Annotated in this window: 26 protein-coding genes and 1 pseudogene; 10 read left to right on the top strand and 17 right to left on the bottom strand. The window is 74.0% G+C overall.

All coding sequences use genetic code 11. The features are described from left to right. Nucleotide 1: 1 nt before the first annotated feature. The 5 genes from cbiQ to ACZ5FU_RS12830 all read left to right on the top strand — a co-directional run bounded on the left by cbiQ (nucleotide 2) and on the right by ACZ5FU_RS12830 (nucleotide 3,835). A complete protein-coding gene (gene cbiQ / locus ACZ5FU_RS12810; protein ID WP_451525899.1) occupies nucleotides 2-763 on the top strand; it encodes a cobalt ECF transporter T component CbiQ in 762 nt (253 codons plus the stop codon). Then, entirely contained in the window at nucleotides 751-1,509 is a 759-nt protein-coding gene (locus tag ACZ5FU_RS12815; RefSeq protein ID WP_468644541.1) for an energy-coupling factor ABC transporter ATP-binding protein, read from the top strand. The genes cbiQ and ACZ5FU_RS12815 overlap by 13 nt, the downstream gene beginning before the upstream one ends. Beyond that, nucleotides 1,506-1,988: a MarR family winged helix-turn-helix transcriptional regulator gene (locus tag ACZ5FU_RS12820; protein ID WP_451525901.1), complete on the top strand. Its 483-nt coding sequence runs from the start codon at nucleotides 1,506-1,508 to the stop codon at nucleotides 1,986-1,988. Before ACZ5FU_RS12815 ends, ACZ5FU_RS12820 begins: the two co-directional genes overlap by 4 nt. A 201-nt stretch (nucleotides 1,989-2,189) precedes the next feature. Further along, nucleotides 2,190-2,594: an organic hydroperoxide resistance protein gene (locus tag ACZ5FU_RS12825; protein ID WP_451526133.1), complete on the top strand. Its 405-nt coding sequence runs from the start codon at nucleotides 2,190-2,192 to the stop codon at nucleotides 2,592-2,594. A 74-nt stretch (nucleotides 2,595-2,668) separates the two neighbouring features. Then, nucleotides 2,669-3,835: a serine hydrolase domain-containing protein gene (locus tag ACZ5FU_RS12830; RefSeq protein WP_468834695.1), complete on the top strand. Its 1,167-nt coding sequence runs from the start codon at nucleotides 2,669-2,671 to the stop codon at nucleotides 3,833-3,835. A 13-nt stretch (nucleotides 3,836-3,848) separates the two neighbouring features. Here the strand turns inward: ACZ5FU_RS12830 and ACZ5FU_RS12835 are convergent, their stop codons facing one another. After that, nucleotides 3,849-4,124, bottom strand: a complete 276-nt coding sequence (locus ACZ5FU_RS12835; protein ID WP_451525903.1) for a DUF1876 domain-containing protein — start codon at nucleotides 4,122-4,124, stop codon at nucleotides 3,849-3,851. 440 nt (nucleotides 4,125-4,564) lie between these two features. Between ACZ5FU_RS12835 and ACZ5FU_RS12840 the strand changes: the two genes are divergently transcribed. Continuing rightward, nucleotides 4,565-4,963: a VOC family protein gene (locus tag ACZ5FU_RS12840; RefSeq protein ID WP_451525904.1), complete on the top strand. Its 399-nt coding sequence runs from the start codon at nucleotides 4,565-4,567 to the stop codon at nucleotides 4,961-4,963. A 30-nt stretch (nucleotides 4,964-4,993) separates the two neighbouring features. On the opposite strand, the gene ACZ5FU_RS12845 is transcribed toward ACZ5FU_RS12840, so the two are convergent. The 5 genes and pseudogenes from ACZ5FU_RS12845 to ACZ5FU_RS12865 form a co-directional block, all read right to left on the bottom strand. Next, nucleotides 4,994-5,839, bottom strand: coding sequence for an EamA family transporter (locus ACZ5FU_RS12845; RefSeq protein ID WP_451525905.1), 846 nt, complete (start codon nucleotides 5,837-5,839; stop codon nucleotides 4,994-4,996). After that, entirely contained in the window at nucleotides 5,836-6,387 is a 552-nt protein-coding gene (locus ACZ5FU_RS12850; RefSeq protein WP_468644545.1) for a YbaK/EbsC family protein, read from the bottom strand. Before ACZ5FU_RS12850 ends, ACZ5FU_RS12845 begins: the two co-directional genes overlap by 4 nt. A gap of 155 nt (nucleotides 6,388-6,542) precedes the next feature. After that, nucleotides 6,543-7,118 carry a lamin tail domain-containing protein gene (locus tag ACZ5FU_RS12855; protein WP_451525907.1) on the bottom strand — a complete coding sequence of 192 codons (576 nt, stop codon included), beginning with the start codon at nucleotides 7,116-7,118 and terminating at the stop codon, nucleotides 6,543-6,545. A gap of 351 nt (nucleotides 7,119-7,469) precedes the next feature. Then, nucleotides 7,470-7,649 (bottom strand): annotated as a pseudogene (locus tag ACZ5FU_RS12860) (hypothetical protein); the annotation flags it as partial. Nucleotides 7,650-7,900: 251 nt separating this feature from the next. Beyond that, nucleotides 7,901-8,503, bottom strand: a complete 603-nt coding sequence (locus ACZ5FU_RS12865) for a TetR/AcrR family transcriptional regulator (RefSeq protein ID WP_451525909.1) — start codon at nucleotides 8,501-8,503, stop codon at nucleotides 7,901-7,903. Nucleotides 8,504-8,658: 155 nt separating this feature from the next. On the opposite strand from ACZ5FU_RS12865, the gene ACZ5FU_RS12870 reads away from it, so the two are divergent. Continuing rightward, a complete protein-coding gene (locus tag ACZ5FU_RS12870; RefSeq protein WP_469045319.1) occupies nucleotides 8,659-12,159 on the top strand; it encodes a S41 family peptidase in 3,501 nt (1,166 codons plus the stop codon). A 295-nt stretch (nucleotides 12,160-12,454) separates the two neighbouring features. On the opposite strand, the gene ACZ5FU_RS12875 is transcribed toward ACZ5FU_RS12870, so the two are convergent. The 4 genes from ACZ5FU_RS12875 to ACZ5FU_RS12890 form a co-directional block, all read right to left on the bottom strand. Further along, nucleotides 12,455-12,727: a hypothetical protein gene (locus ACZ5FU_RS12875; RefSeq protein ID WP_469045320.1), complete on the bottom strand. Its 273-nt coding sequence runs from the start codon at nucleotides 12,725-12,727 to the stop codon at nucleotides 12,455-12,457. 88 nt (nucleotides 12,728-12,815) lie between these two features. Beyond that, nucleotides 12,816-13,700: an SDR family oxidoreductase gene (locus tag ACZ5FU_RS12880; RefSeq protein WP_451525912.1), complete on the bottom strand. Its 885-nt coding sequence runs from the start codon at nucleotides 13,698-13,700 to the stop codon at nucleotides 12,816-12,818. Continuing rightward, nucleotides 13,697-14,608: an alpha/beta fold hydrolase gene (locus tag ACZ5FU_RS12885; protein ID WP_451525913.1), complete on the bottom strand. Its 912-nt coding sequence runs from the start codon at nucleotides 14,606-14,608 to the stop codon at nucleotides 13,697-13,699. Before ACZ5FU_RS12885 ends, ACZ5FU_RS12880 begins: the two co-directional genes overlap by 4 nt. Then, complete coding sequence (locus tag ACZ5FU_RS12890) at nucleotides 14,605-16,161, bottom strand: flavin-containing monooxygenase (protein WP_451525914.1); 1,557 nt, start codon at nucleotides 16,159-16,161, stop codon at nucleotides 14,605-14,607. The genes ACZ5FU_RS12885 and ACZ5FU_RS12890 overlap by 4 nt, the downstream gene beginning before the upstream one ends. Before the next feature lie 202 nt (nucleotides 16,162-16,363). Here ACZ5FU_RS12890 and ACZ5FU_RS12895 point away from each other — a divergent pair, with 202 nt between their 5' ends. Continuing rightward, a complete protein-coding gene (locus ACZ5FU_RS12895) occupies nucleotides 16,364-17,014 on the top strand; it encodes a MerR family transcriptional regulator (protein WP_469045321.1) in 651 nt (216 codons plus the stop codon). A 16-nt stretch (nucleotides 17,015-17,030) separates the two neighbouring features. Here the strand turns inward: ACZ5FU_RS12895 and ACZ5FU_RS12900 are convergent, their stop codons facing one another. After that, nucleotides 17,031-17,834: an exodeoxyribonuclease III gene (locus ACZ5FU_RS12900; protein WP_468644557.1), complete on the bottom strand. Its 804-nt coding sequence runs from the start codon at nucleotides 17,832-17,834 to the stop codon at nucleotides 17,031-17,033. Between the two features lie 80 nt (nucleotides 17,835-17,914). Here ACZ5FU_RS12900 and ACZ5FU_RS12905 point away from each other — a divergent pair, with 80 nt between their 5' ends. Beyond that, a complete protein-coding gene (locus tag ACZ5FU_RS12905; protein ID WP_451525917.1) occupies nucleotides 17,915-18,397 on the top strand; it encodes a GNAT family N-acetyltransferase in 483 nt (160 codons plus the stop codon). A gap of 159 nt (nucleotides 18,398-18,556) precedes the next feature. Here the strand turns inward: ACZ5FU_RS12905 and ACZ5FU_RS12910 are convergent, their stop codons facing one another. After that, nucleotides 18,557-19,204 carry a LuxR C-terminal-related transcriptional regulator gene (locus tag ACZ5FU_RS12910; RefSeq protein ID WP_451525918.1) on the bottom strand — a complete coding sequence of 216 codons (648 nt, stop codon included), beginning with the start codon at nucleotides 19,202-19,204 and terminating at the stop codon, nucleotides 18,557-18,559. Next, the gene (locus tag ACZ5FU_RS12915; RefSeq protein ID WP_451525919.1) at nucleotides 19,189-20,430 is read right to left on the bottom strand and encodes a sensor histidine kinase; all 1,242 of its coding nucleotides are present in this window, start codon (nucleotides 20,428-20,430) and stop codon (nucleotides 19,189-19,191) included. Before ACZ5FU_RS12915 ends, ACZ5FU_RS12910 begins: the two co-directional genes overlap by 16 nt. A 173-nt stretch (nucleotides 20,431-20,603) precedes the next feature. Between ACZ5FU_RS12915 and ACZ5FU_RS12920 the strand changes: the two genes are divergently transcribed. Beyond that, nucleotides 20,604-22,613: a serine hydrolase domain-containing protein gene (locus tag ACZ5FU_RS12920; RefSeq protein WP_468644560.1), complete on the top strand. Its 2,010-nt coding sequence runs from the start codon at nucleotides 20,604-20,606 to the stop codon at nucleotides 22,611-22,613. A gap of 116 nt (nucleotides 22,614-22,729) precedes the next feature. On the opposite strand, the gene ACZ5FU_RS12925 is transcribed toward ACZ5FU_RS12920, so the two are convergent. The 4 genes from ACZ5FU_RS12925 to fabG form a co-directional block, all read right to left on the bottom strand. Beyond that, on the bottom strand, nucleotides 22,730-22,960 hold the full coding sequence (locus tag ACZ5FU_RS12925) for an acyl-CoA carboxylase subunit epsilon (RefSeq protein ID WP_451525921.1): 231 nt from the start codon (nucleotides 22,958-22,960) through the stop codon (nucleotides 22,730-22,732). A 15-nt stretch (nucleotides 22,961-22,975) separates the two neighbouring features. Beyond that, the gene (gene metK, locus ACZ5FU_RS12930; protein WP_468834707.1) at nucleotides 22,976-24,172 is read right to left on the bottom strand and encodes a methionine adenosyltransferase; all 1,197 of its coding nucleotides are present in this window, start codon (nucleotides 24,170-24,172) and stop codon (nucleotides 22,976-22,978) included. A gap of 325 nt (nucleotides 24,173-24,497) precedes the next feature. Beyond that, nucleotides 24,498-25,613: a class I SAM-dependent methyltransferase gene (locus ACZ5FU_RS12935; protein WP_451525923.1), complete on the bottom strand. Its 1,116-nt coding sequence runs from the start codon at nucleotides 25,611-25,613 to the stop codon at nucleotides 24,498-24,500. 53 nt (nucleotides 25,614-25,666) lie between these two features. After that, nucleotides 25,667-26,386 carry a 3-oxoacyl-ACP reductase FabG gene (fabG, locus tag ACZ5FU_RS12940; protein WP_451526134.1) on the bottom strand — a complete coding sequence of 240 codons (720 nt, stop codon included), beginning with the start codon at nucleotides 26,384-26,386 and terminating at the stop codon, nucleotides 25,667-25,669. Nucleotides 26,387-26,492 lie beyond the last annotated feature (106 nt).

Genomic DNA, 26,492 nt, shown 5'->3' on the forward strand with positions numbered 1-26,492 from the left:
CATGGGCGCCGGGCACGCCCACCGGCTCTACCGGCACGGGCACTCCGCGGTGCACGCGCTGCCGCCGCACACCAAGCTCGCCGCCACGTTCGGGTTCGTCGTGGTCGTGGTGTCGACCCCGCGGGAGGCGGTGTGGGCGTTCGGCCTGTACGCCGTCCTGCTCGGCGTCGTCGCCCTCCGGGCGCGCGTCCCGGCCGGCTTCCTGCTGAAACGGCTGCTGATCGAGGTGCCGTTCGTCGCGTTCGCCGTGCTGATGCCGTTCGTGGCCGAGGGCGAGCGGGTGGACGTGCTCGGGCTGTCCCTCAGCGTCGACGGACTGTGGGGCGCCTGGAACGTGCTCGCCAAGGGCACCCTCGGCGTGGCCGCCTCGGTCCTGCTGGCCTCCACCACCGAACTGCGCGAACTCCTCCTCGGCCTGCAGCGCCTGAAGCTGCCGCCGCTGCTCGTGCAGATCGCCTCCTTCATGATCCGCTACGGCGACGTCATCGCGGACGAGATGCGGCGCATGCGGATCGCGCGGGAGTCACGCGGGTTCGAGGCGAGCGGCGTCCGGCACTGGGGCGTCCTCGCGAAGTCCGCGGGCGCCCTGTTCATCCGCTCCTACGAACGCGGGGAGCGCGTGCACCTGGCCATGGTCAGCCGGGGGTACGCCGGCGCCATGCCGGTGATCGACGAGGTGACCGCCTCGCGCGCGCAGTGGTCGTACGCGCTGACCCTGCCGGTGGCCGCCCTCGTCGTCTGCGTGCTGGGATGGACCCTGTGACTGCTTCCCTCGAGGTCTCGGGCCTCGCCTTCGCCTACCCCGACGGCCACCAGGCCCTGTTCGGCGTGGACTTCTCGATCGCGCGCGGGGAGCGGGTGGCGCTGCTCGGGCCGAACGGCGCCGGCAAGACCACCCTGGTGCTGCACCTCAACGGCATCCTGACCGGCGGCGCCGGCACGGTGACGGTCGCCGGGCTGCCCGTCGGCAAGCGGCACATGGCCGAGATCCGGCGCAGGGTCGGCATCGTCTTCCAGGACCCCGACGACCAGCTGTTCATGCCGACCGTGCGCGAGGACGTGGCGTTCGGGCCCGCGGCGGCCGGGGTGAAGGGCGCGGAGCTGGAGGAGCGCGTGGACCGGGCGCTCGGGCAGGTCGGCATGGCGGAGTTCAAGGACCGTCCGCCGCACCACCTGTCCTTCGGGCAGCGCCGCCGGGTCGCCGTCGCGACCGTGCTGGCGATGGAGCCGGAGATCCTCGTCCTGGACGAGCCGTCCTCCAACCTCGACCCCGCCTCCCGCCGCGAACTCGCCGACATCCTGCGCTCCCTCGACGTCACCGTCCTGATGGTCACGCACGACCTGCCGTACGCCCTGGAGCTGTGCCCGCGCTCCCTGGTCCTCAGCGAGGGCGTGATCGCGGCGGACGGGCGCACGGGCGAACTGCTCGCCGACGACGCGCTGATGCGGGCGCACCGTCTGGAGCTGCCGTTCGGGTTCGACCCGCGCTCCGTGACAATGGGGGCGTGACGAATGCGCGCGTGACCCGCCCGGACCGTGACGACGAGGGCTCGCTGTCGCTGGACGAGCAGTTGTGCTTCGCGCTCTACGCGGCCCAGCGGGCGGTGACGGCCGCCTACCGGCCGCTCCTCGACGACCTCGGCCTGACCTACCCGCAGTACCTGGTGCTGCTGGTGCTGTGGGAGCGCGGCGAGACCACCGTCAAGGAACTGGCGGCGGCCCTGCGGCTCGACTACGGCACGGTGTCGCCGCTGCTGAAGCGGCTGGAGGCGGCCGGGCTGGTGCACCGGGAGCGCTCGGCGCGCGACGAGCGCTCGGTGCTCGTCGCCTGCACCGGGCGCGGGGAGGAACTCAAGGAGCGCGCGGAGCGGGTGCCCGGCGCGCTGCTCGCGGCGACCGGCCTCGACGCGGCGGAGGCCGTGCGGTTGCGCGAGGAGCTGTGGGGGCTTGCGCGGAAGGCGCACGGGGCGGCGGAGCGGGGCCGCTGAGCTCGCGGCGCGGCACCTCTTACCAGCGGTTACCACCCCCTCGGAAAAACGTTTCTTCACCGACGGGTACCTTGTGCACGATGCAATTGGGCACAGCTCCAGGGAGGTCCCGCAGTGACCGAAGGCGCCGCCGTCGACGCCGTCAGCACCGTTGACGCCGCCGGCGCCGTCGACGCGACCGACACCCGTCCGACGAAGATCATGTACGTCGCCGAGGCGACCGCCCACGGCGGCCGGGACGGCTATGTGACCAGCCAGGACGGCCGGATCGACCTGAAGGTGGCCATGCCGCCGGAACTGGGCGGCGACGGCGACGGCACCAACCCCGAACAGCTCTTCGCGGCCGGCTACAGCTCCTGCTTCCACAACGCGCTGATCCTGGTCGGCAACCGGGCGGGGTACGACCTCACCGGCTCCACCGTCGCCGCGAAGGTCGGCATCGGCCCCAACCGGACCCACGGCTACGGCCTCGCGGTCGCCCTCAGCGTCTCGCTGCCCGTGCTCGACGCGAGCCTCGCCGCCCGGCTGGTGGACGCGGCGCACCAGGTGTGCCCGTACTCGAACGCGACCCGCGGCAACATCGACGTAACGATTCTCCTGGGCTAGTCGGAGACCGGAATCGCGGGCCCCGCCGAGGTGTTGTGCCCTCGGTCGCGGACGAGTCGAGAGGACGTGGGGACGTGGAGGTGCACGGCACGGTGACCGCCGGCTTCGAGCCGGTCCGGGAGGCGTTCGCCCGCAACTTCGACACGCTCGGGGAGCGGGGGGCGGCCGTCGCCGTCTACCGGGACGGGCACCGGGTCGTCGACCTGTGGGGCGGCAGCCGGGACGTCGACGGCGGGGTGCCCTGGGAGCGGGGCACCGCGCAGATCGTGCGCTCCGCGACGAAGGGGGTCGCCGCCGCCGTCCTGCTGATGCTGTGGCAGCGCGGTGAGCTGGACCTGGACGCGCCGGTGGGGGCGTACTGGCCGCAGTACAAGGCGGCCGGCAAGGACCGCACCCTCGTGCGGGACGTGCTCGCGCACCGCGCCGGCGTGCCGGTGCTGGACCGGCCGCTGACGCCGGCCGAGGCCGCCGACCCCGATCTCGGCGCCGCGGCGGTCGCGGCGCAGGCACCGGCGTGGGAGCCGGGGACGGACCACGGCTACCACGCGCAGACCTACAGCTGGCTGACCGGCGAGCTGGTGCGACGGGTCACCGGGCGGACGATCGGCGCCTGGATCGCCGAGGAGATCGCCGCACCGGCCGGGGCCGAGCTGTGGCTCGGTCTGCCGGAGCGCGAGCGGGCACGCGTGGGACGCGTGGGGCAGACCGAGGGGCCCGCGCAGGCGGGTGCGCTGCGCACGCGCCCCAAGCGCGCGGTCGCCGACGCCTACGCCGACCCCGGTTCGCTGACCCGCCGCGCCTTCGCCGCCATCACCCCGCTGCCCGACGAGAACGCCCCCGACTACCGGGCGGCGTCCCTGCCCGCCTCCAACGGCATCGCCACGGCGGACGGCCTGGCCCGCTTCTACGCGTCGCTGATCGGCGCGGCCGACGGCGGCCGGCGCCTCCTGGCCCCGGAGACGGCGGCGGCGGCGCGCGGTGAGCGGTCCGCCGGGGCGGACCGGGTGCTCGTCGTGAACACCCGCTTCGGCCTGGGCTACATGCTGCACGGCGCCGCGTCGCCGCTGCTGTCCCCCACCTCCTTCGGCCACCCCGGCCGCGGCGGCCCCCTCGGCTTCGCCGACCCGGAGTCGGGCATCGCCTTCGGTTACGTCACCAACGGCTTCCGGTCGAGCGTGACGGCGGACCCTCGGGCGCAGGCGCTCCTGCGGGCCGTACGGACCGCGACGGCCGGCGGCTGACGGCCGTCCGCCCTCACACGTGGATCGGGTGCGAGGTCCTTCCCGACGCGTCGTCGATCTCCATGTGAGCCTTCGTCAGCAGCTGCATGGCGATCTCGTTCAGCGCACGGGCGCCGGCGATCTCCTCGCCCACCCGCGGCTGGTTGGGGTCGACCCGGTGCCGGCTGGCCTGCCCGTGGGCCCGTACCTCCGACCCGTCGGGCAACCTGACCAGCGCGACCGCGCGCGTGTGCTGGGCGTCCTCCTCGAACTCCAGCTCGACGTGCCATCCGACTGTGGTGTGCATCATGACGATCACCTCCGGAACACCTGCTTCCAGGGTGCTCCTCGAAGCGCCGGGGCGCACCCAGTCGGGTCACGGCGACAGGTCCGGGCAGCCGTCCGGTACGTCGACGCCGAACTCCTCGGCGAGCACTTCGCGCACCTGCGCGTCTCCGGCGACCGGGGCGGGAGCGGCCCCGGGCCCCCGGTCCCGGATCGCGGTCCCGGATCGCGGGGCAGGCGGTGAGCCGCCGCGGCCGGAAACGCCGTTGCGGCCCGCCGGAGCGGCGACTACCGTCCCCGGGGTGACCACCGGGTCGGCCATGGGCCACGCACGAGTGAGGCGCCCGGCCCCGGCGTGAGCGCGAGGCGGGCCAGGGGCCCGCCGCCCCCTCTCCGCGTCCTTCCTTCCCGCCCTCCCCGCGAGGGCACCACCGTGGACACCGAGACCGGAGACCTCCTCTCACCATGCCTGCTCAGAGCCCGCTCCCCCAGCTGAACCACCTCGTCGTGCACGCCCATGACCGGCGGCTCTCGGCCGAGTTCCTCGCCGCGGTCCTCGGCCTGCCGGTCGGCGCGCCGTTCGGCCCGTTCCTGCCGGTCGACCTCGGCAACGGCGTCACCCTCGACTTCTACGAGAAGCGCGACGAGCCGATCCAGTCCCAGCACTACGCCTTCCTCGTGGCGGAGGACCTGTTCGACACGATGATCGCCCGCCTGGACGCCGTCGGCGTCACGTACTACGCCGACCCCCGGCACACCGAACCCGGCCGCACCAACGGCCTGTTCGGTGGCCGGGGCGCGTACTTCGCCGACCCGGACGGCCACAACATGGAGATCATGACGCGGCCGTACGCCCGGCCGTAGCGGACCGAACGGCCTCGCCCGCCGCCGCCCTCACCCCGCGTGCAGCATCAGACCGATGCCCACCACGAGGAGGGCGGCGGCGGCGATGCGGGAGGCCCCGAAGCGTTCCTCGAAGAAGAGCGCGCCGATCACCGCCCCGACGATGATCGACGACTCGCGCAGGGCGGAGACCGGAGCCAGTTCGGCGCGGGTCTGGGCCCACAGGACGAGTGCGTACGCGGCGACCGAGAGGGCCGCGCCGAGGAGGCCGAGGGCCGCGTGGGGGCGGAGGAGGGCCAGGGCGGCGCCGCGCCGGCGGACGGCGACGTACAGGGGCAGGGCCGTGCCCTGGACGGCCATCAGCCAGGCGATGTAGCCGAGGGAGGACCCGGACGCGCGGACGCCGAGGCCGTCTACGACCGTGTACGCGGCGATGGTCAGGCCGGTCGCCAGCGCCGCGCCGATCGCCGGCCAGTCGGGGCGCCGTCCGCGCAGCCCCCACAGGGCGACGCCGGTGAGGCCGGCGCAGGACACGGCGATCCCGGCGGCGGCCCGGACGTCGGGCACCTCGTGCGCGAACACGGCGGCCAGGACCGTCACCACGAGAGGCGCCGAGCCGCGCGCGATCGGGTACGCCTGCCCGAAGTCCCCCAGCCGGAACGAGCGCATCAACAGCGCGTAGTAGACGACGTGGATCACGGCCGAGACCAGCAGGTACGGCCATGCCGCCGCCGCGGGGAACGCCGTGAACGGTGCTGTCGCGAGGCCGATGAGCAGGCCGCCGCCCGAGATGAGGGTGAAGCCGGTGAGTTTGTCGGTGATCCGGTGGGCGATCGCGTTCCAGCAGGCGTGGGTGACCGCGGCGAGCAGGACCGCCGAGGTGACCAGTGGCGTCACGCGGTGCGCTCGCGCACGTCGACGACGGTGGCGCCGGCGTGTGCGACGAGCGCCCCGGGCGCCATGGGGAACACGGTGTGCGGAGTCCCGGCCGCCGCCCACACCACGTCGTGCGCGAGCAGGCTCCGGTCGGCGAGGACCCGGGTGCGGGTGCGGTGCCCGAACGGCGGCACGCCCCCGATCGCGTAGCCGGTCGTCTCCCGTACGACGTCGGCGGCGGCCCGTGTCACCTTCCGGGCGCCGAGCTCCTCGCGCACCCGCTCCACGTCGACGCGAGAGGCCCCGTCCATCAGCACCAGCACCGGCACCCCGTCCGCCGCGAAGATCAGCGACTTGCAGATCTGGCTCAGCCCGCACCCGATCGCGGCGGCGGCCTCGGCGGCGGTGCGGGTCGCGTCGGGGAAGCGGCGGACGCGCGGGTGCAGGTCGCCCAGTCCGAGGGCGTCCAGGGCCTCGGCGAAACGGGGGTGGGCTCCGGAGGTGCCGGCGGTCCCGGCGGTCGTGGAGTCGCCGGGCTCGTCGGCGTCAGTGGCGGCTGTCGTCGTCATGCACCGCACGGTAGCGGGGCGGTGGACGGGCCGGCGAAGGGACGGGCCCCGTCCGCCCCGGTGGGCGGAGCCTCGCGGGTGCGGGACCCGCGCACAGCAGGGCGGCGCGCCCGACCCCGGCGGAAGGGGTCGGACGCGCCGTCGGTGAGGATGCGTCAGTGACGGTCGCCGCGGTCACCGCGGTCGTGGCGGTCGCCACCGTCGTGACGGTCGTAGCGGTCACCGCGGTCGTAGCGGTCGCCGCCGTGGTGACGGTCGCCGCCGTGGTGGCGGCCGCCCCAGGACTCGGCGTCGACGAAGCGGTTGCGGTCGTTGCGCAGGGTGGCCGTGTCGGCGCGGTTGTCCCACACCTCGCGGCGGCGGTCCTGGAACAGGTCGGCGCGGGTGTCGTGGCCCTCACCGGTGTGGATCCTGACGGTGGCGCGGGGGGCCAGGCGGTAGTGGTGGAAGGTGTAGACGCGGCCCTCCCGGTTCGACAGCCTCCATCCGTCCAGGTTGACCGCGTGGCGGCTGGTGTTGGTGAGCTCGACCCACTCCCGGTTCAGGGAACGGTTGGAGCGGTCGTCACGGCCGCCCGGCGCGTTGTACTGGACGGCGCTGATCTCCACCTTCGACCGCTCGGCGCGCGAGTGGTCGGCGGCGGACGCCGGCAGGGCCACGGCGCCGACCACAGCGGCGGCCGCGAGGCCGGCGGCGGCGAGACTGCGGGCGGAAACAATGGAAGCAGACACAAGGTCTCCTAGTTTTGTGCGAGTTGCGACCGAATCGGCCGCAGAACCCACACTTGACCATCACACGTCCCGCAAGCAGCCGATCAGCGCCTGGTGTTACGAATCATCCATATTCCGGTGACAGTAGCCTTCTATGTCCATCTATACGTTGAAAGCACGAAGTCGTTGTCCAGTCTGCCCTGTGGGCGCTCCCGGTGACCGGGCGTCACCCGAAAGTGGGTCACAACGGACCAGGCGAACAAAAGGCCGGTGAGGACGCCCCGTCCCCACGGAGCCCTCACCGGCCTGCCTCTCACCGCGCCCTCTCACCGCGCCCGCTCGGCGCGGCGCCACGCGGACAGGTTCCCGGTCCCGGTCCCTGTCGGGGTCGGGGTCCGCGGGACGGGGGGCGCGGTCCTCGAGCCCCTCGCCCTCCACGTCCACATCCACATCCACATCCACATCCACATCGGGCAGGATCCGGTCCAGCCACTTCGGCAGCCACCAGGCCTTCTCGCCGAGCAGGGCCAGGACGGAGCGGAAGACGACGAGGGAGGCCGGGCCCACCACCGGCGCCAGGCAGGGGGCCAGCGCGTCGTCGAGCTTCTGCGAGAAGCCGGTGTTCGTCGCGGTGTCGCCGGCCTCGTCGAAGGCGGCCGGGGTGACCGGCACGACGTCCTGGAGGTCCTCGATCCCGTCGGTGACGGCGCCGACCGCGCCCTGCGGGCCGTCGCTCCGCCGGACGTCGACGACGGTCCGACGGCGTGAGCGGTGACGTGGGGAGGGGTGGACCGCGGGGACGGTCAGGAGGTGACGGGGACGCCGAGGGCGGGGAGGATCACGGCGTCGAGGTACGAGGTGAGGAAGGCCTGCGTGGGCGGCTGGTCGTCGAGCAGCGCCCGGGTGGCGAAGCCGCCGACCATCATGTGCAGGAGGAACTCCAGCGCGGGGCAGTCCGCGCGGACCTCGCCGCGGTCGACGGCCCGCTGGATCACCTGGTGGAAGCCGGAGACCTCCGGCTCGACGAGCTGGTCCCGGAAGGCCCGGCGCAGGTCGGCGTTGTTGTGCATCGCCATGGCGACGCCCCGCATGAGCGCGGAGTTCTGCTCGATGGTGCAGTCGTCCTCGAGCCGGATCAGCGCGTGCAGATCGCCCCGGAGCGAGCCGGTGTCGGTCCCCTCGCCGTGGTCCGGCTTGGTGTGCTTGATGGCCTTCACGACCAGGTCCGCCTTGCCGCCCCACTGGCGGTAGAGCGTGGCCTTGCTGGACCGGGTGCGGGCGGCGACGGCGTCCATGGTCAGGGCGTCATAACCGACCTCTCGGAGCAGGTCGAGCACGGCCGCGTACAGCTCGGCCTCGCGCTCGGGCGTGATGCGACTGCGACGCGTCGTCGCGACCTCAGTCATGCCACTCACCTTCCGGCTCCAGTACGGACTCGTCCCGTACACCAAGAAGATACCCTGCCCCCAAACGAAACGAAACGGTTTCGTACGTGCTCTGGCTCACGTCCGCCGGGAACCCATGAGTTGCCCGGACCCTGGCGTCGGAAAAGCATGGAAACGTGACCTACTTGCGCCTGCCGCACCTCAGCGGTGACCAGTTGTGCTTCGTGGCCGAGGACGACCTCTGGCTGGCCCCGCTCGACGGACCGGGGCGTGCCTGGCGGCTCACCGCCGACCGCACCAAGGCCGGCCACCCCCGCTTCTCGCCGGACGGCGCCCGGGTCGCCTACACGAGCTGGCGCAGCCTCGCCCCCGAGATCCACCTGGTGCCGGTGGACGGCGGTCCCGGCCGGCGGCTGACGTACTGGGGCAGCTCCGACACCCGCGTCTGCGGCTGGACGCCGGACGGCGAGATCCTCGCCGTGGGCTCCCACGGCGAACCCTTCTCCTACTTCACCTGGGCCTACAAGGTCTCCCCCGACGGCTCCCCCGGCCGCAAACTGCCCTGGGGCCCGGTCGCCGACCTCCAGAGCGCCGACCTCGACGGCGAGCGCCGCACCCTGCTCCTCACCGGCACCCCACCGCACGAGCCGGCCTCCTGGAAGCGGTACCGGGGCGGTGCCACGGGCCGGCTCTGGCTGCACGGACAGCGGCTGCTCGCCGGCCTGGAGGGTCATCTCGCCGCTCCCATGCTCGTCGGCGGCCGGGTCGCCTTCCTCTCCGACCACGAGGGCGTCGGCAACCTCTACTCCTGCGCCCACGACGGCTCCGACCTGCGCCGGCACACCGACCACGACGCCTTCTACGCCCGCAACGCCGCCAGCGACGGCACCCGCGTGGTCTACCAGTGCGCCGGGGACCTCTGGATCGTCGACGACCTGTCCCCGGACTCCGCGCCGCGCCGGATCGACGTACGGCTCGGCGGGCCGCGGACCGGACGGCGGCGCCACCAGATCCCGGCCGCGCAGCACGTGGACGGGATCTCGGTCGACGGGACCGGGCGGGCGAGCGCGGTCGTCGTGCGCGGCAGCCTGTACTGGCTCACCCACCGCGACGGGCCCGCGCGGACCATCACCGACCTGCCCGGGGCACGGGTGCGGCTCCCCGAGATGCTCGGCCCGGGCGGCCGGGTCGCCTACGTGACGGACGCGGAGGGCGAGGACGCCGTCGAGATCGCCTTCCTGCCGCGCGCGAGCGGAGACCGGCCGCCGCGGCGGCCGGTCTCCGGCGGCCTCGGCCGGGTGCTGGAGATGGTCTCCGACCCGGCGGGCGAGCGGCTGGCGATCGCCTCGCACGACGGCCGCCTGCTGCTGGTGACGGTGTCCGACGAGGCGGCGGCCGCGGGCGGGGCGGAGGGGCCCCCGGAAGGAGGGGAGGCCGGGGAACCGGACGGCCCCGGCCCCTCCGGCGGTGCCGGCGACCCTGACGGCTCCGGTCCCCCCGGCGGGCCGGGCGGGTCCGGCAGCACCGGCGGCCCCGACGGCTCCGATCCCCCCGGCGGGTCGGGCGGCCCCGAGGGTTCCGGCGACCCTGACGGCTCCGGCAGTGCTGACGACCCCGGCGGCCCCGCCGGTCCCGGCGGTCCCGGCGGTGGTGAGGTCGTCGAGTTGGTCCGGTCGGTGAACGGGCCCGTGCGCGATCTCGCGTTCTCTCCCGACGGGGCCTGGCTGACCTGGTCGCATCCGGGGATCGGACGGTCGCTGCGGCAGATCAGGATGGGCCGGATCCCCGGGCCCGGCGGAGGCGAGGCCCTGATCGTCGACGTGACGAACGGGCGCTTCGAGGACGAGAACCCGGTCTTCACGCGCGACGGCCGCTACCTCGCCTTCCTCTCCTGGCGCGGCTTCGACCCGGTGTACGACGTCCACACCGGCGACCTGTCCTTCCCGCTCGGCTGCCGCCCTTACCTGGTGCCGCTGAACTCCGCGACCCCCTCCCCCTTCGCCCTCACCCCCGAGGGGCGGCCGGCCGCCGGCGGGCTCGACCCGGTGGAGGACGAGGGCGGCGACGGCACGGTGAGCGTCGAGGTCGAGGGGCTGGAGAGCCGGGTGACGCCGTTCCCCGTGCCTGCCTCCAAGTACTCGGCGCTGTCGCCGGTCGCGGGCGGCGGTCTGGTCTGGCTGCGCTGGCCGATCTCCGGGGCGCTCGGCGAGACCTTCGCCAACCCCGACGACACCAGCGGCCGGCCGACGCTGGAGCACTTCCACCTGGGCAAGGCGAAGAAGTCCGAACTCGTCGGCCACCTGGACTGGTTCGCGGTCAGCGGCGACGGCAGCCGGCTGGTCGTCGTCGACGAGGGCGAGCTGCGCGCGGTGCCCTCCACCGAGTCCGGCGACCTCGACTCCACGGTCTGGATCGACCTGCGCCGCGTCCTCCACGAGGTCGACCCGGGCGCCGAGTGGCGGCAGGCCTACGCGGAGGCGGGCCGGCTCATCCGCGCCTACTTCTGGGACCCGGGGATGTGCGGCATCGACTGGGACGCGGTCCTCGACCAGTACCGGCCCCTGGTCGAACGGGTCGCCTCCCCGGACGAGTTCGCCGACCTCCTGCGGGAGGTCCTCGGCGAACTCGGCACCTCCCACGCCTACGTCACCGCCGCCCGCCGCAACGAGGGCCCCGCGCACTACCAGCGCCGGCAGGGCTTCCTCGGCGCCAACCTCGTGTGCAGGGACGGCCGTTGGACGGTCAAGCGGATCCTGCCCGGCGACTCCTCCGACTCCAGGGCACGGTCGCCGCTGGCCGGCACCGGCATCCGCGAGGGCGCGGTGCTCACCCATGTCGACGGGCGTCCGGTGGACCCGGTCGCCGGCCCCTTCCCGCTGCTGGCGGGAGCGGGCGGTACGACGGTGGAGCTGACCTTCACCCCCGCCGAGGGCGAGAGGGGACGGACCCGGCGGGTCGCCGTCGTGCCCCTCGTCGACGAACGGCCGCTGCGCTACCAGGACTGGGTCGCCAAACGGCGGGAGGTCGTAAGGGAGTTGAGCGGTGGCCGGTGCGGTTATCTGCACATCCCCGACATGGGCGGTTCCGGGTGGGCCCAGTTCAACCGCGACCTGCGGATGGAGGTGTCCCGGCCCGCGCTGATCGTGGACGTCCGCGGCAACGCGGGCGGCCACATCAGCGAACTCGTGGTGGAGAAGCTGACCCGCACCATCCTCGGCTGGGACCTCACCCGGGACGCCCAGCCCGTGTCGTACGCCACCGACGCGCCCCGCGGCCCCGTGGTCGCCCTCGCCGACGAGGCGACCTCCTCCGACGGCGACATGATCACGGCCGCGTTCAAGCTGCTGAAACTGGGGCCGGTGGTGGGGCAGCGGACGTGGGGCGGGGTCGTCGGCATGACCGGACGGCACCGGCTCGGCGACGGGTCGGTCATCACCGTGCCCATGAACGCGGCGTGGTTCGACGCCTACGGCTGGTCGGTGGAGAACCACGGGGTCGCCCCCGACCTGGAGGCGCTGCGGACCCCGCTGGACTGGGCGGAGGGCCGGTACGCGCAGCTCGACGACGCGGTGTCGCTGGCGCTGGAGCTGCTGGAGACGACCCCGCCGGCGTCCCCGCCGAGCCTCGCCGACACCCCCGACCGGTCCCGCCCCCGGCTGCCTCCGCGGGGGCGTTGAGGACATGTCGCCGGGTGCCGGCCGGTGGCAAGGTCGCCCGCGCCCACGCGGCGGAGCCGCACGTCCCGACGGTCACCGGCCGCCCTCTCCCGCCGACGGTGGCCGCAACCGCCTCAGGGGCGCGGGGTCGTATCGATGTGCGGCTCCGCCGCGTGGGCGCGACCAGCCCCCACCGGCCCGCACCCGTCGACGCACCGGCACCGGCACCGGCACCGGCACCGGCACCGGCAACACGAACGCGGGGTGCCCCCCCTTGACGGAGGGCACCCCTGTGCGCTCGAGCCCGGCGGCGGCGTTACCGCATCGCCTCGGGGTCGAAGTCCGCGTCGTAGCGGTCCTCCTCGTCCCGGACCGTGCGCTGCGGCTCCCGCTCGTGGTCGCGGACCGTGCGCTGCGGGTCCCGCTCGTGGTCGCGGGCCGTGCGCTGCGGGTCCTGCGCGCGCTCGTGGTCGCGGTCACCGCGCTGCCGGCCGCGCTCCGCGGTCCGTTCCTTCGTCTCGTCCATCTTCTGCCTGGCCTTGTCCTGCCACTGCTCGGCCTGGTCCTGGAACTTGTCCTTCATACCCATGTGGGTTCACTCCCGTATGAGGGTGAGGGGATGGCCCTCGGTGGGGCCTCGACCAGATTCACACGGCAGGACATCCGGCGCATTTCGATCAACTACGCTGCGTAGCGCGCGCCTGTTCGTCGGCCGCGCCGCCCGCTCCGACCAGGCCGGTCCGCATGCCCCGCAGCCGGGGCTCGAACCTCCTCATCTCCCGCTGCCCGACCGTCCCGACGATCCCCGGCAGATATCCGCGGATCCCCTGCATCCCGCGCAGCCACCACTGTCCGTACACGTGCGGGGAACGCCGTTCGATCCCGGCGACGATCCGGTCCACGGCCGGTCCGAGCGGGTACGTCTTGTTCGAGGGCCAGGGCAGCCGCTGCCTCAACTCCCGCATCACGTCCTCCTGGTCGGCGCCGCGCACCATGTCGGTGTCGGTCCAGGACAGGTAACCGACGCCCACCCGCACGCCCTTGTGCGCGACCTCGGCGCGCAGGCTGTGCGCGTACGCCTCCACGCCCGACTTGGAGGCGCAGTACGCCGTCATCATCGGGGCCGGGGTGATCGCCGCGAGGGAGGCGATCTGCAGGAGGTAGCCGCGGCTCTCCGTCAGCACCGGCAGGAAGGCGCGGGCGGTGACCGCCGAGCCGATGAGGTTGACCTCGATGACCCGGCGCCAGGCGTCGGGGTCGGAGTCGGCGAACGGACCGCCGGTGGCCACGCCCGCGTTGGCGACCACGATGTCCACCTTGCCGAAGCGCGCCTTCACCTCCTGGGCGACCCGGGCCATCGCCACGTGGTCGGTGACGTCGGCGTGCCAGTGGTCGGCGTCGCCGTGCAGCCGCTGTGCGACCGCCTTGAGCTCGTCGGGCTCCAGGCCGACCAGCGCGACGCTCGCCCCGCGCGCCGAGAGCTTGCGGGCGAGCAGCTCGCCGACGCCCCGTGCGGCGCCGGTGACGACCGCGACCTGTCCTTCGAGGCTCACCTTGCTCATGCGCCCTCCTTCGTGGCTGTGTGGGTGGTGACGAGGTCCCGGATCGCGCCGGTGACCGCCTCCGGTGCCTCCACCGGCGTCATGTGGCCGACTCCGGGCAGCACCGTCAGGCCGGCGCAGACCGGCAGGGCCTCGGCGAGCCGGTGGGCGTGCACCGGCGGGGTCATCCGGTCCGCCGACCCCACGATCACCGCCGTCGGCACCCGCAACTCGCGTACGGCGTGGTCGAGATCGAGCAGGTCGAGGACGTTCGACCAGGCGTGCCGGACCCGGCGCGGACAGGCGTGCACGATCCGCGCGCAGGCCTCCACCATGTGCGGGGCCGAACCGGCGCCCATGGTCGCGTACCTGAGGATCCGGCGGGCCAGCGGTGTGACCGGACCGAGGGGGGCGCGCGAGCCGAGGACGCGCCCGGTCAGCCAGGTCCGCAGCCGGCCCGGCCGCAGCGGTACGACGGTGGACTCCGCGACCAGCCGTGAGCTTCCCGTGCTGCACAGCAGGACGGCCGCCGCGTGCGCGCGGAACGCGGGCCGGGCGGAGGCGGCCATGACGGTCATGCCGCCCATGGAGTGCCCCGCGACCACGGCCTTCTCGCCCGGCGCGAGGGTCGCCCCGAGCACGGCCTCCAGGTCGTCGGCGAGCATGTCGGCGCTGCACACCGGGCTCGCCGGGGAACGGCCGTGACCGCGCTGGTCGTAGGCGATCACCCGGTGGTCGGCGGACAGGGCGCGGATCTGCGCCGCCCAGAACGCGGTCGAGCAGGTCCAGCCGTGCGCGAGGACGACCGCCGGCGCGGAGTCCGGGCCGTGCACCTCCACGTGCAGTTCCGTGCCGTCGGCGGAGCGCGCGGTCAGGACACGGGCCGGGGCGGGCGGGACGTAGGGGCCGAGGGCGGCGGGGGCCGTCACGCGGTCACCTCCGGCCGCTCGCCGCGGTCCGCCGCCCCGGGGCCGGCCGCCGCGGCCTCGGCGGCCGGGGCGGCCTCGGCGGCCGGTGCGCGCAGGATCTCGTACTCGGCGAGGTCCACCCGCCGGGTCGCGCGGCGGAACTCGCTCGTGGTGCCCGGCCAGACGGTGGTGTTGCGGCCGTTCGCGTCCAGGTACCAGCTGGTGCAGCCGCCGGTGTTCCACACCGTGCGCGCCATCCGGTCCTGCACCCGTCGGTTCCAGGCGCGCACGGCGCTCGGGCGGGCGTCGAGGGCGGCCCGGCCGCCCAGGACGTCGAGCTGACGGAGGTAGTCCGCCAGGTAGTTCAGCTGGGACTCGATCATGAGGATCATGGAGGAGTTCCCGAGGCCGGTGTTGGGGCCGATGATCGTCATCCAGTTGGGGAAGCCGGCCGCGCTGGCGCCGCGCAGGGCCTGCATGCCGCCCTTCCAGCTCTCCGCGAGGGTCCGCCCGTCGGCGCCGACGACCCGCTCGGCGATCGGCATGTCCGTGACCCGGAAGCCGGTGCCGAAGACGATCGCGTCCACCTCGGCCTCGCTGCCGTCGGCGGCGACCAGGGTGCTGCCCCGGATCTCGCGCAGTCCGCTCGCCACCACGTCCACGTTGGGGCGGGTGAGCGCCGGGTAGTACTCGCTGGACAGCAGGATCCGCTTGCAGCCGATGCGGTAGTCCGGGGTGAGCTTGGCGCGCAGCGCCGGGTCCTTGACCGCGCGGGCCATGTTGCGCTTGGCGATCCGCTCGACGAAGCCGAGTTCGTCCGGGTGTTTGGTGAAGGCCTGCACCTGGAGTTCGCGGATGCCCCACAGGAGCCCGCGGCGGGCCTGCGTGGTGAACGGCAGCCGCCGGTGCAGCCAGCGCTCTGCGCCGCTGATCGCCCGGTCGACGCGGGGCATCACCCACGGCGGGGTGCGCTGGAAGAGGGTGAGGCGGCCGACCCGCGGCTGGATCGCGGGCACGATCTGGATGGCCGAGGCGCCCGTGCCGACCATGGCGACGCGCTTGCCGGCGAGGTCGTAGTCGTGGTCCCAGCGGGCGGAGTGGAAGACCTTGCCGGGGAAGGAGTCCAGCCCGGGGATCTCGGGGATCCTCGGGTCGGACAGCGGCCCGGTCGCGGACACCACGACGTCGGCCGAGAGCGACCCGCTCGCCGTCTCGATGTCCCACCGCAGCCGCTCCGGGTCCCACGCCATCCGCTCGACCTCGGCGCCGAAGCGGATGTGGGGGCGCAGCCGGAAGACGTCCGCGACGTGCTCCAGGTAGGCGCGGATGTGTTCCTGCCCGGAGAAGGCGCGCGGCCAGTCGGGGTTGGGCGCGAAGGAGAAGGAGTACAGGTGGGACGGCACGTCGCAGGCGCAGCCCGGATAGCTGTTGTCGCGCCAGGTGCCGCCGACGTCGCCCGCCCGTTCCAGGACGACGAAGTCGGTGATCCCCTCCCGGCGCAGCCGCACCGCGGCTCCCAGTCCGCCGAACCCGGACCCGATCACCGCCACCCGCACATGCTCGTGCTCGGTCATCCCGACGTCTCCCTGCCTCGCGACACTGCGACAACTCCGTGCGCCCACGACACCGCGCGTCCACGACTGCGCGCATCCGCGGACCGGTGGACCCGTGAACCTGCCAGTGAACACTGGCGCAATCGGAGCGTAGAGCAGCTCCGTACCGATGGGTAGGGGGCGGGGGAGGCAAGTTACCGGCGGTACGACATAGGCTTCCCGGGTGACGGACAAACGGGAGTACCGGACGGAGGAACTGGCCGGGGAGGCCGGCATCACGGTGCGCACCCTGCGCTTCTACCGCGAGCGCAAACTGCTCGCGCCACCCCGGCGCGAGGGCCGCATCGCCTGGTACGACGACCACCACCTGGCCCGTCTGCGCACCATCGCGGCCCTGCTGGAACGCGGCCACACCCTCACCGGCATCGCCGAGCTCGCCGACGCCCTCGACCACGGCCGCGACGTCGCCGACCTGCTCGGCGTCGGCGCCCCCACCGAGGAGGAACCGGTCCGCCTCACCCCCGAGGAACTCGCCGCCCGGTTCGAGGGCCAGGTCACCCCGGAGAACCTCGCCGCCGCCCTCGAGCTCGGCTACCTGGGCACCGACGGCGACGAGATCGTCCACATCAGCCGCCGCCTGCTGGACGTCTCCGCCGCCCTGGTCCGCGAGGGCATCCCCCTCGCGGAGGTCCTCGCCGCCGGCGCCCGCGTCCGCGACCACGCCGACGCCCTCGCGGAACTCTTCACCGACCTGATCCTGCGCCACGCGGGCGAACAGGCCCTGCCCCGGCTGCGCCCGCTGGCCCGCAGCGTGGTCGAGGCGGAACTCTCGCTGGCGCTGGACCGGCGGCTGTGGCAGGCGGACGGGGCGTGAGACGCCGTCCGCGCGCTCAGAGGTCGTAGACCACCGTCACCGGCGCGTGGTCCGACCAGCGCTCGCCGTGCGTGGCCGCCCGCTCCACCAGGCCCTTCACGGCCCTTCTCGCGAGGCCGGGGGTCGACACCTGAAGATCGATCCGCCATCCCGCGTCGTTGTCGAAGGCCCGCCCCCGGTACGACCACCAGGTGTACGGCCCCGTCACGTCCGGGTGCAGGGCGCGGACCACGTCGACGTAGCCGCCGTCCGCCGGCGCGAGGACCCGGGTCAGCCAGTCCCGTTCCTCGGGGAGGAAGCCGGACTTCTTGGTGTTGGAGCGCCAGTTCTTCAGGTCGGCCTGCTGGTGGGCGATGTTCCAGTCGCCGCAGACCAGGACCTCGCGGCCGTCGGCGGCGGCGCGTTCGCGCAGGTCCTTGAGGTAGGGCAGGAACTCGCCCAGGAAGCGGAACTTCTCGTCCTGGCGGTCGGTGCCGACCTCGCCGGACGGGAGGTAGAGGGAGGCGACCGTCACACCCGGCAGGTCGGCCTCGACGTAGCGGCCCGACGTGTCGAACTCGGTGGAGCCGAAGCCGACGCGGACGGCGTCCGGCTCGCGGCGGGTGCAGAGGGAGACGCCCGCGCGGCCCTTGGCGGCGGCGGGCGCGTGGGTGACGTGCCAGCCCTCGGGGGCGCGCACCTCCTCCGGCAGCTGGTGCGGTTCGGCGCGCACCTCCTGGAGGCACAGCACGTCGGCGGAGGTGTCGGCGAGCCACTCCACGAAGCCCTTCTTCGCGGCGGCGCGCAGCCCATTCACGTTCACGGAGGTCACGGTCAGCACCCCGGCACGATACCGGCACACTGGACGGGGTCCGTTTCCCCGCCCACCGACTATCGATGCATGGATGTACCTTGAGCAGCATGAATATACGTCGTGTCGCGTTCGACCACCCGGACGCCGTCAAGCTCAACGACGAGGTCCAGGCCGAGTACCACGAGCGCTACGGCGACGGCGGTGACGCCACGGTCCTGGCGCCCGCCGACTTCGACCCGCCGCACGGCGTGTACCTCATCGCCTACGACGAGCTGGACCGGCCGGTCGCCACGGGCGGCTGGCGCAGCCAGGACGAGAACGGCGAGGGCAACCGGGACGGGGACGCCGAGCTGAAGCGGATGTTCGTGGTCAGGCAGGCGCGGGGGCTCGGACTGGCCCGCCGGATGCTCGCCGCGCTGGAGGAGGACGCCCGCGCGGCCGGCCGCCTGCGGATGGTGCTGGAGACCGGCACCCAGCAGCCGGAGGCCATCGCGCTGTACACCTCCAGCGGCTACGAGCCGTGCACCAAGTTCGGCTACTACCGCTTCCACGAGGCCAGCCTCTGCTACGCCAAGGCACTCAGCTCCTGAGGCGGGCCGGGACCGCCGGCACCCCGCGGTGGGCGTCGTCCGCCGGGGGCACCGGGCCGGGATGCGGCCCCCCGCTCCCCGGCCGGCGCCGCCGACGGCAGTCGCGATTCCGCGTGCGCGCCTGTCCGTCTCCTCCGCCCCACTGCGGGCGTCCGTGGCTCACTTGAGGAACGCCAGGACCGCCAGGACCCGCCGGTTGGCGTCGTCGGAGACCGGCAGGTCGAGTTTGGCGAAGATGTTCGAGGTGTGTTTGATGACGGACCGTTCGGTGATCACCAGGGACTGGGCGATCGAGGCGTTGGAGCGGCCCTCGGCCATCAGCGCCAGCACCTCCCGCTCGCGCGGGGTGAGCCGGGCGAGGGAGCCGGTGGGGCCGTTGCTGTCCTTGGCGAACAGCTTGGCGACGACGTCGGGGTCCATGGCGGTGCCGCCGGCGGCGACCCGGCGGACGGACTCCACGAACTGGTCGGGGTCGAACACGCGGTCCTTGAGGAGGTAGCCGATGCCGCCGCTGCCGTCGGCGAGCAGCTCACGCGCGTAGAGCTGCTCGACGTACTGGGAGAGGACGAGCACCGGCAGGCCGGGGACCTTCCTGCGGGCCGTCAGGGCGGCCTGGAGACCTTCGTCGGTGAAGGTGGGCGGGAGGCGTACGTCGACGATCGCGACGTCGGGCCGCTCGTCGACCAGGGCCCGTAAGAGGCTGGGCCCGTTGTCGACGGCGGCCACGATCTCGAAGTCGTACGCCTCCAGCAGCCTCACCAGGCCGTCGCGCAGGAGGAACAGGTCTTCGGCTAGGACAACGCGCAAGGGATCTCCAGGGTGAGGGTGGTGGGTCCGCCCACCGGGCTGTGGACCGCCAGCACGCCGTCGAAGGCGGCGAGGCGGCGCTCGATGCCGCGCAGACCGGTGCCGCGCGAGACGTCGGCCCCACCGTGGCCGTCGTCGCTGACCTGGGCGCGGATCCGGCCGTCGGCGTACCAGAGGTCGACGGTGACGTGGGTGGGGGCGGCGTGCTTGGCCGCGTTGGTCAGGAGCTCGGAGACGGCGAAGTAGACGGCGGACTCGACGGGGGCGTCGGCGCGGCCGGGCAGTTCGGCGGTGACGGAGACGTCGAGCGGGCTGTCCATGGCGAGGGCGCGGACGGCGTCGGCGAGGCCGCGGTCGGCGAGGACCGGCGGGTGGATGCCGCGGATCAGGTCGCGCAGCTCGTTCAGGGCGCTGGCGGAGGCCTTGCGGGTGTCGGCGAGGATCGCGCGGACCGCCTCCGGGTCCTTGGCGAGGAGCTGCTCGGCGACGCCGAGGTTCATGCCGAGGGCGACGAGCCGGGCCTGGGCGCCGTCGTGCAGGTCGCGCTCGATGCGGCGCAGTTCGGCGGCGGAGCTGCTGACGGCCTCGGAGCGGGTGCGGGTCAGGTGCAGGACCTTGCCGGAGGTCTCGGTGGGGGCGAGGAGGGTGCGGGCGAGCCCGGCGTGGGCGCGCATCAGGGCGGGGGCGCCGGCCAGGCCGATCAGCAGGGTCGGGATGCCCAGCCCGAGCGCGTACAGGGCGCTCTGACCGTCGGTCACCTTGACGAACCAGTACCAGTTGTTGCCGCCGTTGCCGCTGATGTCCTCCCACAGCAGGGGCATCAGGAGGCCGAAGACGCCGAACGCGATCAGGGTGAGCGGCAGCAGGACCAGGACGATCCCGACGACCGGGTTGACCAGCATCCAGGCCAGGTCCCGCCAGGTCGCGGGGTCGGTGAGGATCCACTGGGTGCGGCTCCACCAGCTCTTGAGCCCGCCCTCGCGGGGCGGCTCCGGCAGGTACGGCTCGGGGATGCCGCCCTCCAGGCGGGCGCCGGCCAGCCGGCGGGTGACGTTCACCGTGCCGCGGGCGGCGAGGGCGGCCGCCGGGACGAGGAAGAGGCCGATGCCCGCCCCGAGCAGGGAGATCGCGGTCACCAGCAGGGAGAAGAAGAAGACCTCGACGAGGGCCAGCCCGGCCAGCGGAAGCCCGGCGACCGCGGTACGCGCGTCCTTGGCGATATTCATGCCACAACTCCTGAGATCCGGCGGCCCGTTGCCGCCCTACGTGTTACATCCTGGTGCGCCACGTGCCGCCGATCACGGGACCATTGTCCCCTCTCGGGGGGTGTACCTGGGTACCCCTCGGACACCACAAAGGGCCCTGGGACGCGACGGCCGCGGAGGGTGGAATCGAAGGCATGACGAGCCGAGAGCGAATCCTCATCGTGGTGGCGGCCGTGGTGGCCGCCGTCCTGTGCGTGGTGACCCCGGCCGCCGCGGACGGCCGTTCGGGCCCCGGCGCCGGCCGCGCCACCGGTGTCGCCGCCGGTACCGCGTCCGCACGGCAGGGCGGGAGCCTGTCCGCGCTGCTGGACGACCTGGTGCCGAAGCAGCTGGCCGAGTACCGCATCCCCGGCGCCTCCGTCGTCGTGGTGAACCGCGGCGGCCGGACGCTGACCAAGGGCTACGGGCTGGCCGACGTCGAGCGGGGCGTGCGCAGCGACCCGCGGCGCACCGGCTACTTCATGGCCTCCGACGCCAAGCTGTTCACGGCGGTCGCCGTGCTCCAGCAGGTGGAGAAGGGCAAGCTGAGCCTGGACGCCGACGTCAACCGGTACCTGACCGACTTCAAGATCAAGGACAGCTACCCCGGCCACCCCGTGACCGTCCGTCATCTCCTCACGCACACCGCCGGGTTCGACACCAGCATCCTGGGCCGCGGCGGCACCGCGCCCGAGCCGGCGGCCGCCCTCGGCGAGAGCCTCGACGAGCACCAGCCCGAGCGGGTGCGGCCGCCCGGCGAGGTCGCCAGCTACGACAACTACGGTGTGGCGCTCGCCGGTCACCTGGTCGAGCGGGTCACCGGGACGCCCTTCGCCACCTATGTCCACGACGCCGTCCTCGAGCCCCTCGGCATGACCCGCACCACCTTCGCCCGGCCCGACGCCCGCACCGCCGGCGCCCTCGCCCTCGGCTACCGGCCCGACGGCGGCCGCCAGCGCGCCGAGGACGGACAGTACGGCGCCTGGACGCCGACCGGGGCGGGCGCCGTCACCACCGCCGCCGACATGGGCCGCCTGATGAGCGCCCTGCTCGACGACGGCGGCCCCGTCCTGACCCGTGCCTCCACCCGCGCCATGCTGCACCGCCAGTTCGCCAACGACCCCCGGCTGCCCGGCATCGGCTACCTGCTGGAGGAGCGCGTGCGGGGCGGGCAGCGGCTGTGGGTGAAGGACGGCGACCTGCCCGGCTTCCACGGCAACCTGGCCCTGCTCCCCGCCTCCGGGGTCGGCGTGTACGTCGTCTACAACGGCGACGGCGTCGACGGCAGCGCCTCCTACGCCGGGCAGGAACTGGTGAACCGGGTGGCGGACCGGCTCGGCGACGGCGGCAGGGGCGCCGCGGCCGCCCCCTCGGCCGCCGCCGGCCGCGGCGAGGCCGGCGGCAAGCCCCCGGCCGACGCCTCCGGCCGCCTCACCCGGCAGGAGGAGGCCGCGGCCTCCCCCTACGCCGGCTACTACCGCACCACCCGCACCAGCACCTCGGACCTGACCCGGGTCGCGGCGCTCACCACCTCCGTGCACGTCACCGCGGACACCGACGGCACGCTGGCCACCACCGGCCTGGCCCGGGACCCGCGGGTCGGCGAGCAGCACTGGGTGCCGGTCGCGCCGGGCGTCTTCCAGGAGCGCGCCGGGCAGGACCGGATCGCCTTCCGCGACGGCCGGCTGGCCCTGGCCTCCGACCCGACCCAGGTCTTCGACAAGCTCGCCTGGTACCAGTCGCCGGCCCTGCACCAGCAGGCCCTGCTGGGCGGCCTCGCGGTCCTCGGCGCGGCCCTCCTGCTCCTGCCGGTGGTGGCGTTCGTACGGCGTCACCGGGCCAAGGCGCCCGGCGGCCGGCTCGCCTGGACGCTGGCCTGGCTCACCGGCGCGACGCTGGCCGCGGCCACCGTGTGCTTCGTCCGGCTCACCGGCGACGGCAACGCCCTCAACCGGACCGTCCTGGTGGGCGACTCGCCGCTGCTGACCCTGATCCCCCACCTGGTCGCGGCCGCGGCGGCGGCCACCGCCCTGCTCCTGGTCTGCACGGTGCTGGCCTGGCGCCGGGGCTGGTGGCCGGTGGCCGGCCGGATCACCTACACCTGCCACGCCCTGGCGGCGACGGTCGTGGTCGGCCTGGGCGCCGCGTACGGGCTGCTGCCGTGAGGGGGACCGGCCCCGCACGAGGAGCCCGCCGCCGTCCGGGGCGTTCCCGGACGGCGGCGGGCTCACCGCGTGGCGGCACGCCGTGCGGGGGCGTGTCACGCGGGGGAGGCAGGGGATCATCCCCGGTCCCGCCAGGAACCGGCGGTCCGGTACTCACCGGGACGCCGGCGCCACCACTCGGCGACCGAGCGGGTGGCCTCCGTGGACTCGGGGCGGGACTGGGTGAAGGCGTACAGGACGAGGGTCAGGGCGGCGAGTTCGGTCATGTCGGGTTCGCCGTGGGTGACCTCGAGACGGGGCGCGGGGAGCCCGGCGGGCAACGGCAGCGCGGGCTGGTCGGTGGGCACGGCCGGCTCCTCCCCTCAGCCCAGGCCCGCCGCGGCGCGGAGCTTGTCGGCGCGGTCGGTGCGCTCCCAGGTGAAGTCGGGCAGTTCGCGCCCGAAGTGGCCGTAGGCGGCGGTCTGCGTGTAGACGGGGCGCAGCAGGTCGAGATCGCGGATGATGGCCGCCGGGCGCAGGTCGAAGACCTCGGCGACGGCGTCCTTGATGCGGTCGACGGCGACCCGGGCGGTGCCGAACGTCTCGACGAACAGGCCGACCGGCTCGGCCTTGCCGATCGCGTAGGCGACCTGGAGCTCGCAGCGGTCGGCGAGCCCGGAGGCGACGACGTTCTTCGCGACCCAGCGCATCGCGTACGCCGCCGACCGGTCCACCTTGGAGGGGTCCTTCCCCGAGAAGGCGCCGCCGCCGTGCCGGGCCATGCCCCCGTAGGTGTCGACGATGATCTTGCGGCCGGTCAGGCCGGCGTCGCCGGTCGGGCCGCCGATCTCGAACCGGCCGGTGGGGTTGACCAGGACGCGGAAGTCGCCGGTGTCCAGGTCGATGCCGCGCTCGCGCAGGGCGGCCAGCTCGGGCTCGATGACGTGCGTCCGGACGTCCGGGGCGAGGAAGGTGTCCAGGTCGACGTCGGCGGCGTGCTGCGCGGACACCACCACCGTGTCCAGCCGGACCGGCCGGCTCCCCCGGTACTCGACGGTGACCTGCGTCTTGCCGTCGGGCCGCAGGTAGGGGACGGTGCCGTCCTTGCGCACGGCCGTCAGCCGCTGCGCGAGCCGGTGCGCCAGCGACACCGGCAACGGCATCAGCTCCGGGGTGTCCCGGCAGGCGTACCCGAACATCAGCCCCTGGTCCCCGGCCCCCTGCGCGTCCAGCGGGTCACCGGCGACGTCGTCGGCGTCCACCCCCCGCGCGATGTCCGGCGACTGCTGCCCCAGGGACACGGAGACACCGCAGGTGGCCCCGTCGAACCCCTTGACGGAGTGGTCGTACCCGATGTCCAGGATCTCCCGCCGCACGAGCGAGGCCACGTCGAAGCAGGCGGTGGAGGAGACCTCCCCCGCGAGATGCACCTGCCCGGTGGTGATGAGGGTCTCCACGGCGACCCGCGCCGAGGGGTCCTGGGCGAGATGGGCGTCGAGAACGGCGTCACTGATCCGGTCGGCGATCTTGTCGGGATGCCCCTCGGTGACGGATTCGGAGGTGAAGAGATGACGCGTCATGGGTGGGTTGCTCCTGGGTGAGTGGGGTGGGTGGGTGGAGCAGGGGGCGGGGGGTGGAGGGGGCGGGGGGTGAAGGGGGCGAGGGTGCCGAGGGTGCCGGGCGGGGGGGGGGGAGGAGAGGGTGGTGGAGGTGGGGAGGCGGGTGCCGAGGGGTGGGAAGGGGTGCGGCTGCCGAGGAGTGGTGGAGGGGCGCAGGGGACGGAGTCCCCGCCGGGGTCCGGGGCGGAGCCCCGCGGCGGGGCGTCTCGGCCCACCGCGTCGGGCGGGTGGGCGGGGACCGGGGACCGGGGCGCGGCCCCGCGTCGGTCACCGCCCCCCGGACGGCCTACCGCCCCGCCAGCAGCACCCGGTGCATCGGCGTGTCCAGCAGAGCGACCCGTCGCAGCCCGGCGTCCGCGAGCCACTGGTCGTAGTCGTGCACGGTGTACGCGTCCCCGCCCCCCGTGGCCAGCATCGACGCCGCGAACAGCCGGAAGAAGCGGTTCTGGACGTTCGCCGAGCCGGCCTCCTCGTCCACGATGTGGTCGACGATCGCGATGAGCCCGCCTTCCTCGAGCCCCTTGACGGTCTTGAGGAGCAGCTCATGGGCCGACTCCGGCGTCTGGAGGTGGAAGATGTTGACGAACAGCGCGAGGTCCGTCCCGTTGCCCCAGTCGTCGTTCCAGAAGTCCGCCGTCAGCGGCGAGAACCGGTCGCCGACGCCGAGCCGCCCCGCCTGCTCGGCGGCGATCGCGGTGATCCGCGGCGCGTCCAGTCCGCGCGCGGTCAGCTGCGGGAACTCCTGGAGCAGCAGGTGGCTGTAGATGCCGGTGCCGCAGCCGACGTCGAGGAGGGCGGCCTCGGTGTCGTCCCCCCAGCCCCGCTCGCGCAGCGCCTCGGCGAGGACGGAGACGACGGGCGGGGCCCAGAAGTTGATGCCGCGGGCGAGGGAGGTGTAGTCCTCCTCGGATATCTGGTTGACCTGCTGCCCGCCGTGCTCGCCGCGCGCCCCGTTGCGGACGTTCTCGGCGAGGTGGCGCCAGGCGTGCCATGCGACGTTGCGGTCGTGGGTGATCTTCCCGGCGAGGCTGTAGAGCCCGTCGGGCGCGAACACCCCGTGCAGGGCGGCGGGCAGGGTGTAGACGGCCTGGCCGTCGCCGCCGCGCTCGCGCCCGACGATGTCGTAGGCGTGCAGTCCGTCCAGCAGGACGCGGGTGGCGCGCAGGTCGGTGCCGAGGGTCTCGGCGAGGCCGGCCGCGGTGGCGGGGCCGCCGGTGAGGGTGGCGAAGACGCCGAGGTCCTGGGCGGCTTCGATGACACCGGGCGCCCACATGCCGATGAGGTGCTCGTAGACGCGGTGGGTGGCGCGGGCGCCGTCGTCGTCGGCGGTCAGCAGCCGGGTGTCGACGAGCGGGGTGTGGTTGGCGGTGGCCTTGGGCGTGAGGTCGACGGGCGCGGTCATGGCAGGTCTACTCCCAGTGCGGTGTGGTGGGGTGAGGTCGGTGGAGCGGCCGGTCACACGACGATCCCGCCGTCGATCCGGAGCACGGCGCCGGTGATGTACGAGGCCTTGTCGGAGGCGAGGAAGGCGATGGACTCGGCGACTTCCTCGGCGGTGCCGAAGCGGCCGAGCGGTACGGCGGCGAGGGTGCGGGCGCGCTGTTCCTCGGTGAAGGCCCCGGCGGTCATGTCGGTCTCGATCATGCCGGGGGCGACGGCGTTGACGCGGATGCCGAAGCGGGCGGCCTCCTTGGCGAGGGCGCAGGTCAGGCCGATGATCCCGGCCTTGGACGCCGAGTAGTTGCCCTGGCCGGGGTTGCCGGCGCCGGAGACGCTGGACAGGGTGATGATGACGCCGGACTTCCGCTTCACCATGGGGAAGAGGGCGGCCCGGCAGAGGTGGGCGGTGCCGTCGAGGTTGGTGTCGAGGACGTCCTGCCAGTCCTGATCGGACATCAGCAGCAGGGGGCGGTCGCGGGTGATGCCGGCGGAGGCGACGGCGACGGTGACGGGCCCGAGGTCGTTCTCGGTGCGGGCGACCCAGTCCCGTACGGCCGGTGCGTCGGCGACGTCGAGCCGCTGCGCGAGCGAGCGCACGCCCAGTTCGTCGAGTTCCTTGCGAAGGCTGCTCGCGGCCTCCTCGTCGGAGCGGTAGGCGAAGCTGATGTCGTATCCGTCCCGGGCGAGCCGCAGGGCGGTGGCCCGCCCGATGCCGCGGGACCCTCCGCTGATCAGGGCGGTCCCGACGGCGTTCCCGGCGCCACTCCCCGCGGCGGTCCCGGCAGCGCTGCGGACGTCCGCCCCGGCGCGGCTTCCCCCACGGCCCCCCGCGGGGGCGTCG

The sequence above is a fragment of the Streptomyces sp. NPDC031554 genome, from assembly GCF_055580685.1.

What these genes read in the sequence shown, in the direction of transcription:
- ACZ5FU_RS12815 (WP_468644541.1), top strand. Translation starts at nt 751, where the DNA reads ATGGACCCTGTGACTGCTTCCCTCGAGGTCTCGGGCCTCGCCTTCGCC.
- ACZ5FU_RS12875 (WP_469045320.1), bottom strand. Translation starts at nt 12,727, where the DNA reads ATGGGTATGAAGGACAAGTTCCAGGACCAGGCCGAGCAGTGGCAGGAC.
- ACZ5FU_RS12890 (WP_451525914.1), bottom strand. Translation starts at nt 16,161, where the DNA reads ATGACCGAGCACGAGCATGTGCGGGTGGCGGTGATCGGGTCCGGGTTC.
- ACZ5FU_RS12840 (WP_451525904.1), top strand. Translation starts at nt 4,565, where the DNA reads ATGCCTGCTCAGAGCCCGCTCCCCCAGCTGAACCACCTCGTCGTGCAC.
- ACZ5FU_RS12880 (WP_451525912.1), bottom strand. Translation starts at nt 13,700, where the DNA reads ATGAGCAAGGTGAGCCTCGAAGGACAGGTCGCGGTCGTCACCGGCGCC.
- ACZ5FU_RS12850 (WP_468644545.1), bottom strand. Translation starts at nt 6,387, where the DNA reads ATGACGACGACAGCCGCCACTGACGCCGACGAGCCCGGCGACTCCACG.
- ACZ5FU_RS12905 (WP_451525917.1), top strand. Translation starts at nt 17,915, where the DNA reads ATGAATATACGTCGTGTCGCGTTCGACCACCCGGACGCCGTCAAGCTC.
- ACZ5FU_RS12825 (WP_451526133.1), top strand. Translation starts at nt 2,190, where the DNA reads ATGTACGTCGCCGAGGCGACCGCCCACGGCGGCCGGGACGGCTATGTG.
- ACZ5FU_RS12865 (WP_451525909.1), bottom strand. Translation starts at nt 8,503, where the DNA reads ATGACTGAGGTCGCGACGACGCGTCGCAGTCGCATCACGCCCGAGCGC.
- ACZ5FU_RS12915 (WP_451525919.1), bottom strand. Translation starts at nt 20,430, where the DNA reads ATGAATATCGCCAAGGACGCGCGTACCGCGGTCGCCGGGCTTCCGCTG.
- ACZ5FU_RS12835 (WP_451525903.1), bottom strand. Translation starts at nt 4,124, where the DNA reads ATGATGCACACCACAGTCGGATGGCACGTCGAGCTGGAGTTCGAGGAG.
- metK (WP_468834707.1), bottom strand. Translation starts at nt 24,172, where the DNA reads ATGACGCGTCATCTCTTCACCTCCGAATCCGTCACCGAGGGGCATCCC.
- cbiQ (WP_451525899.1), top strand. Translation starts at nt 2, where the DNA reads ATGGGCGCCGGGCACGCCCACCGGCTCTACCGGCACGGGCACTCCGCG.
- ACZ5FU_RS12920 (WP_468644560.1), top strand. Translation starts at nt 20,604, where the DNA reads ATGACGAGCCGAGAGCGAATCCTCATCGTGGTGGCGGCCGTGGTGGCC.
- ACZ5FU_RS12935 (WP_451525923.1), bottom strand. Translation starts at nt 25,613, where the DNA reads ATGACCGCGCCCGTCGACCTCACGCCCAAGGCCACCGCCAACCACACC.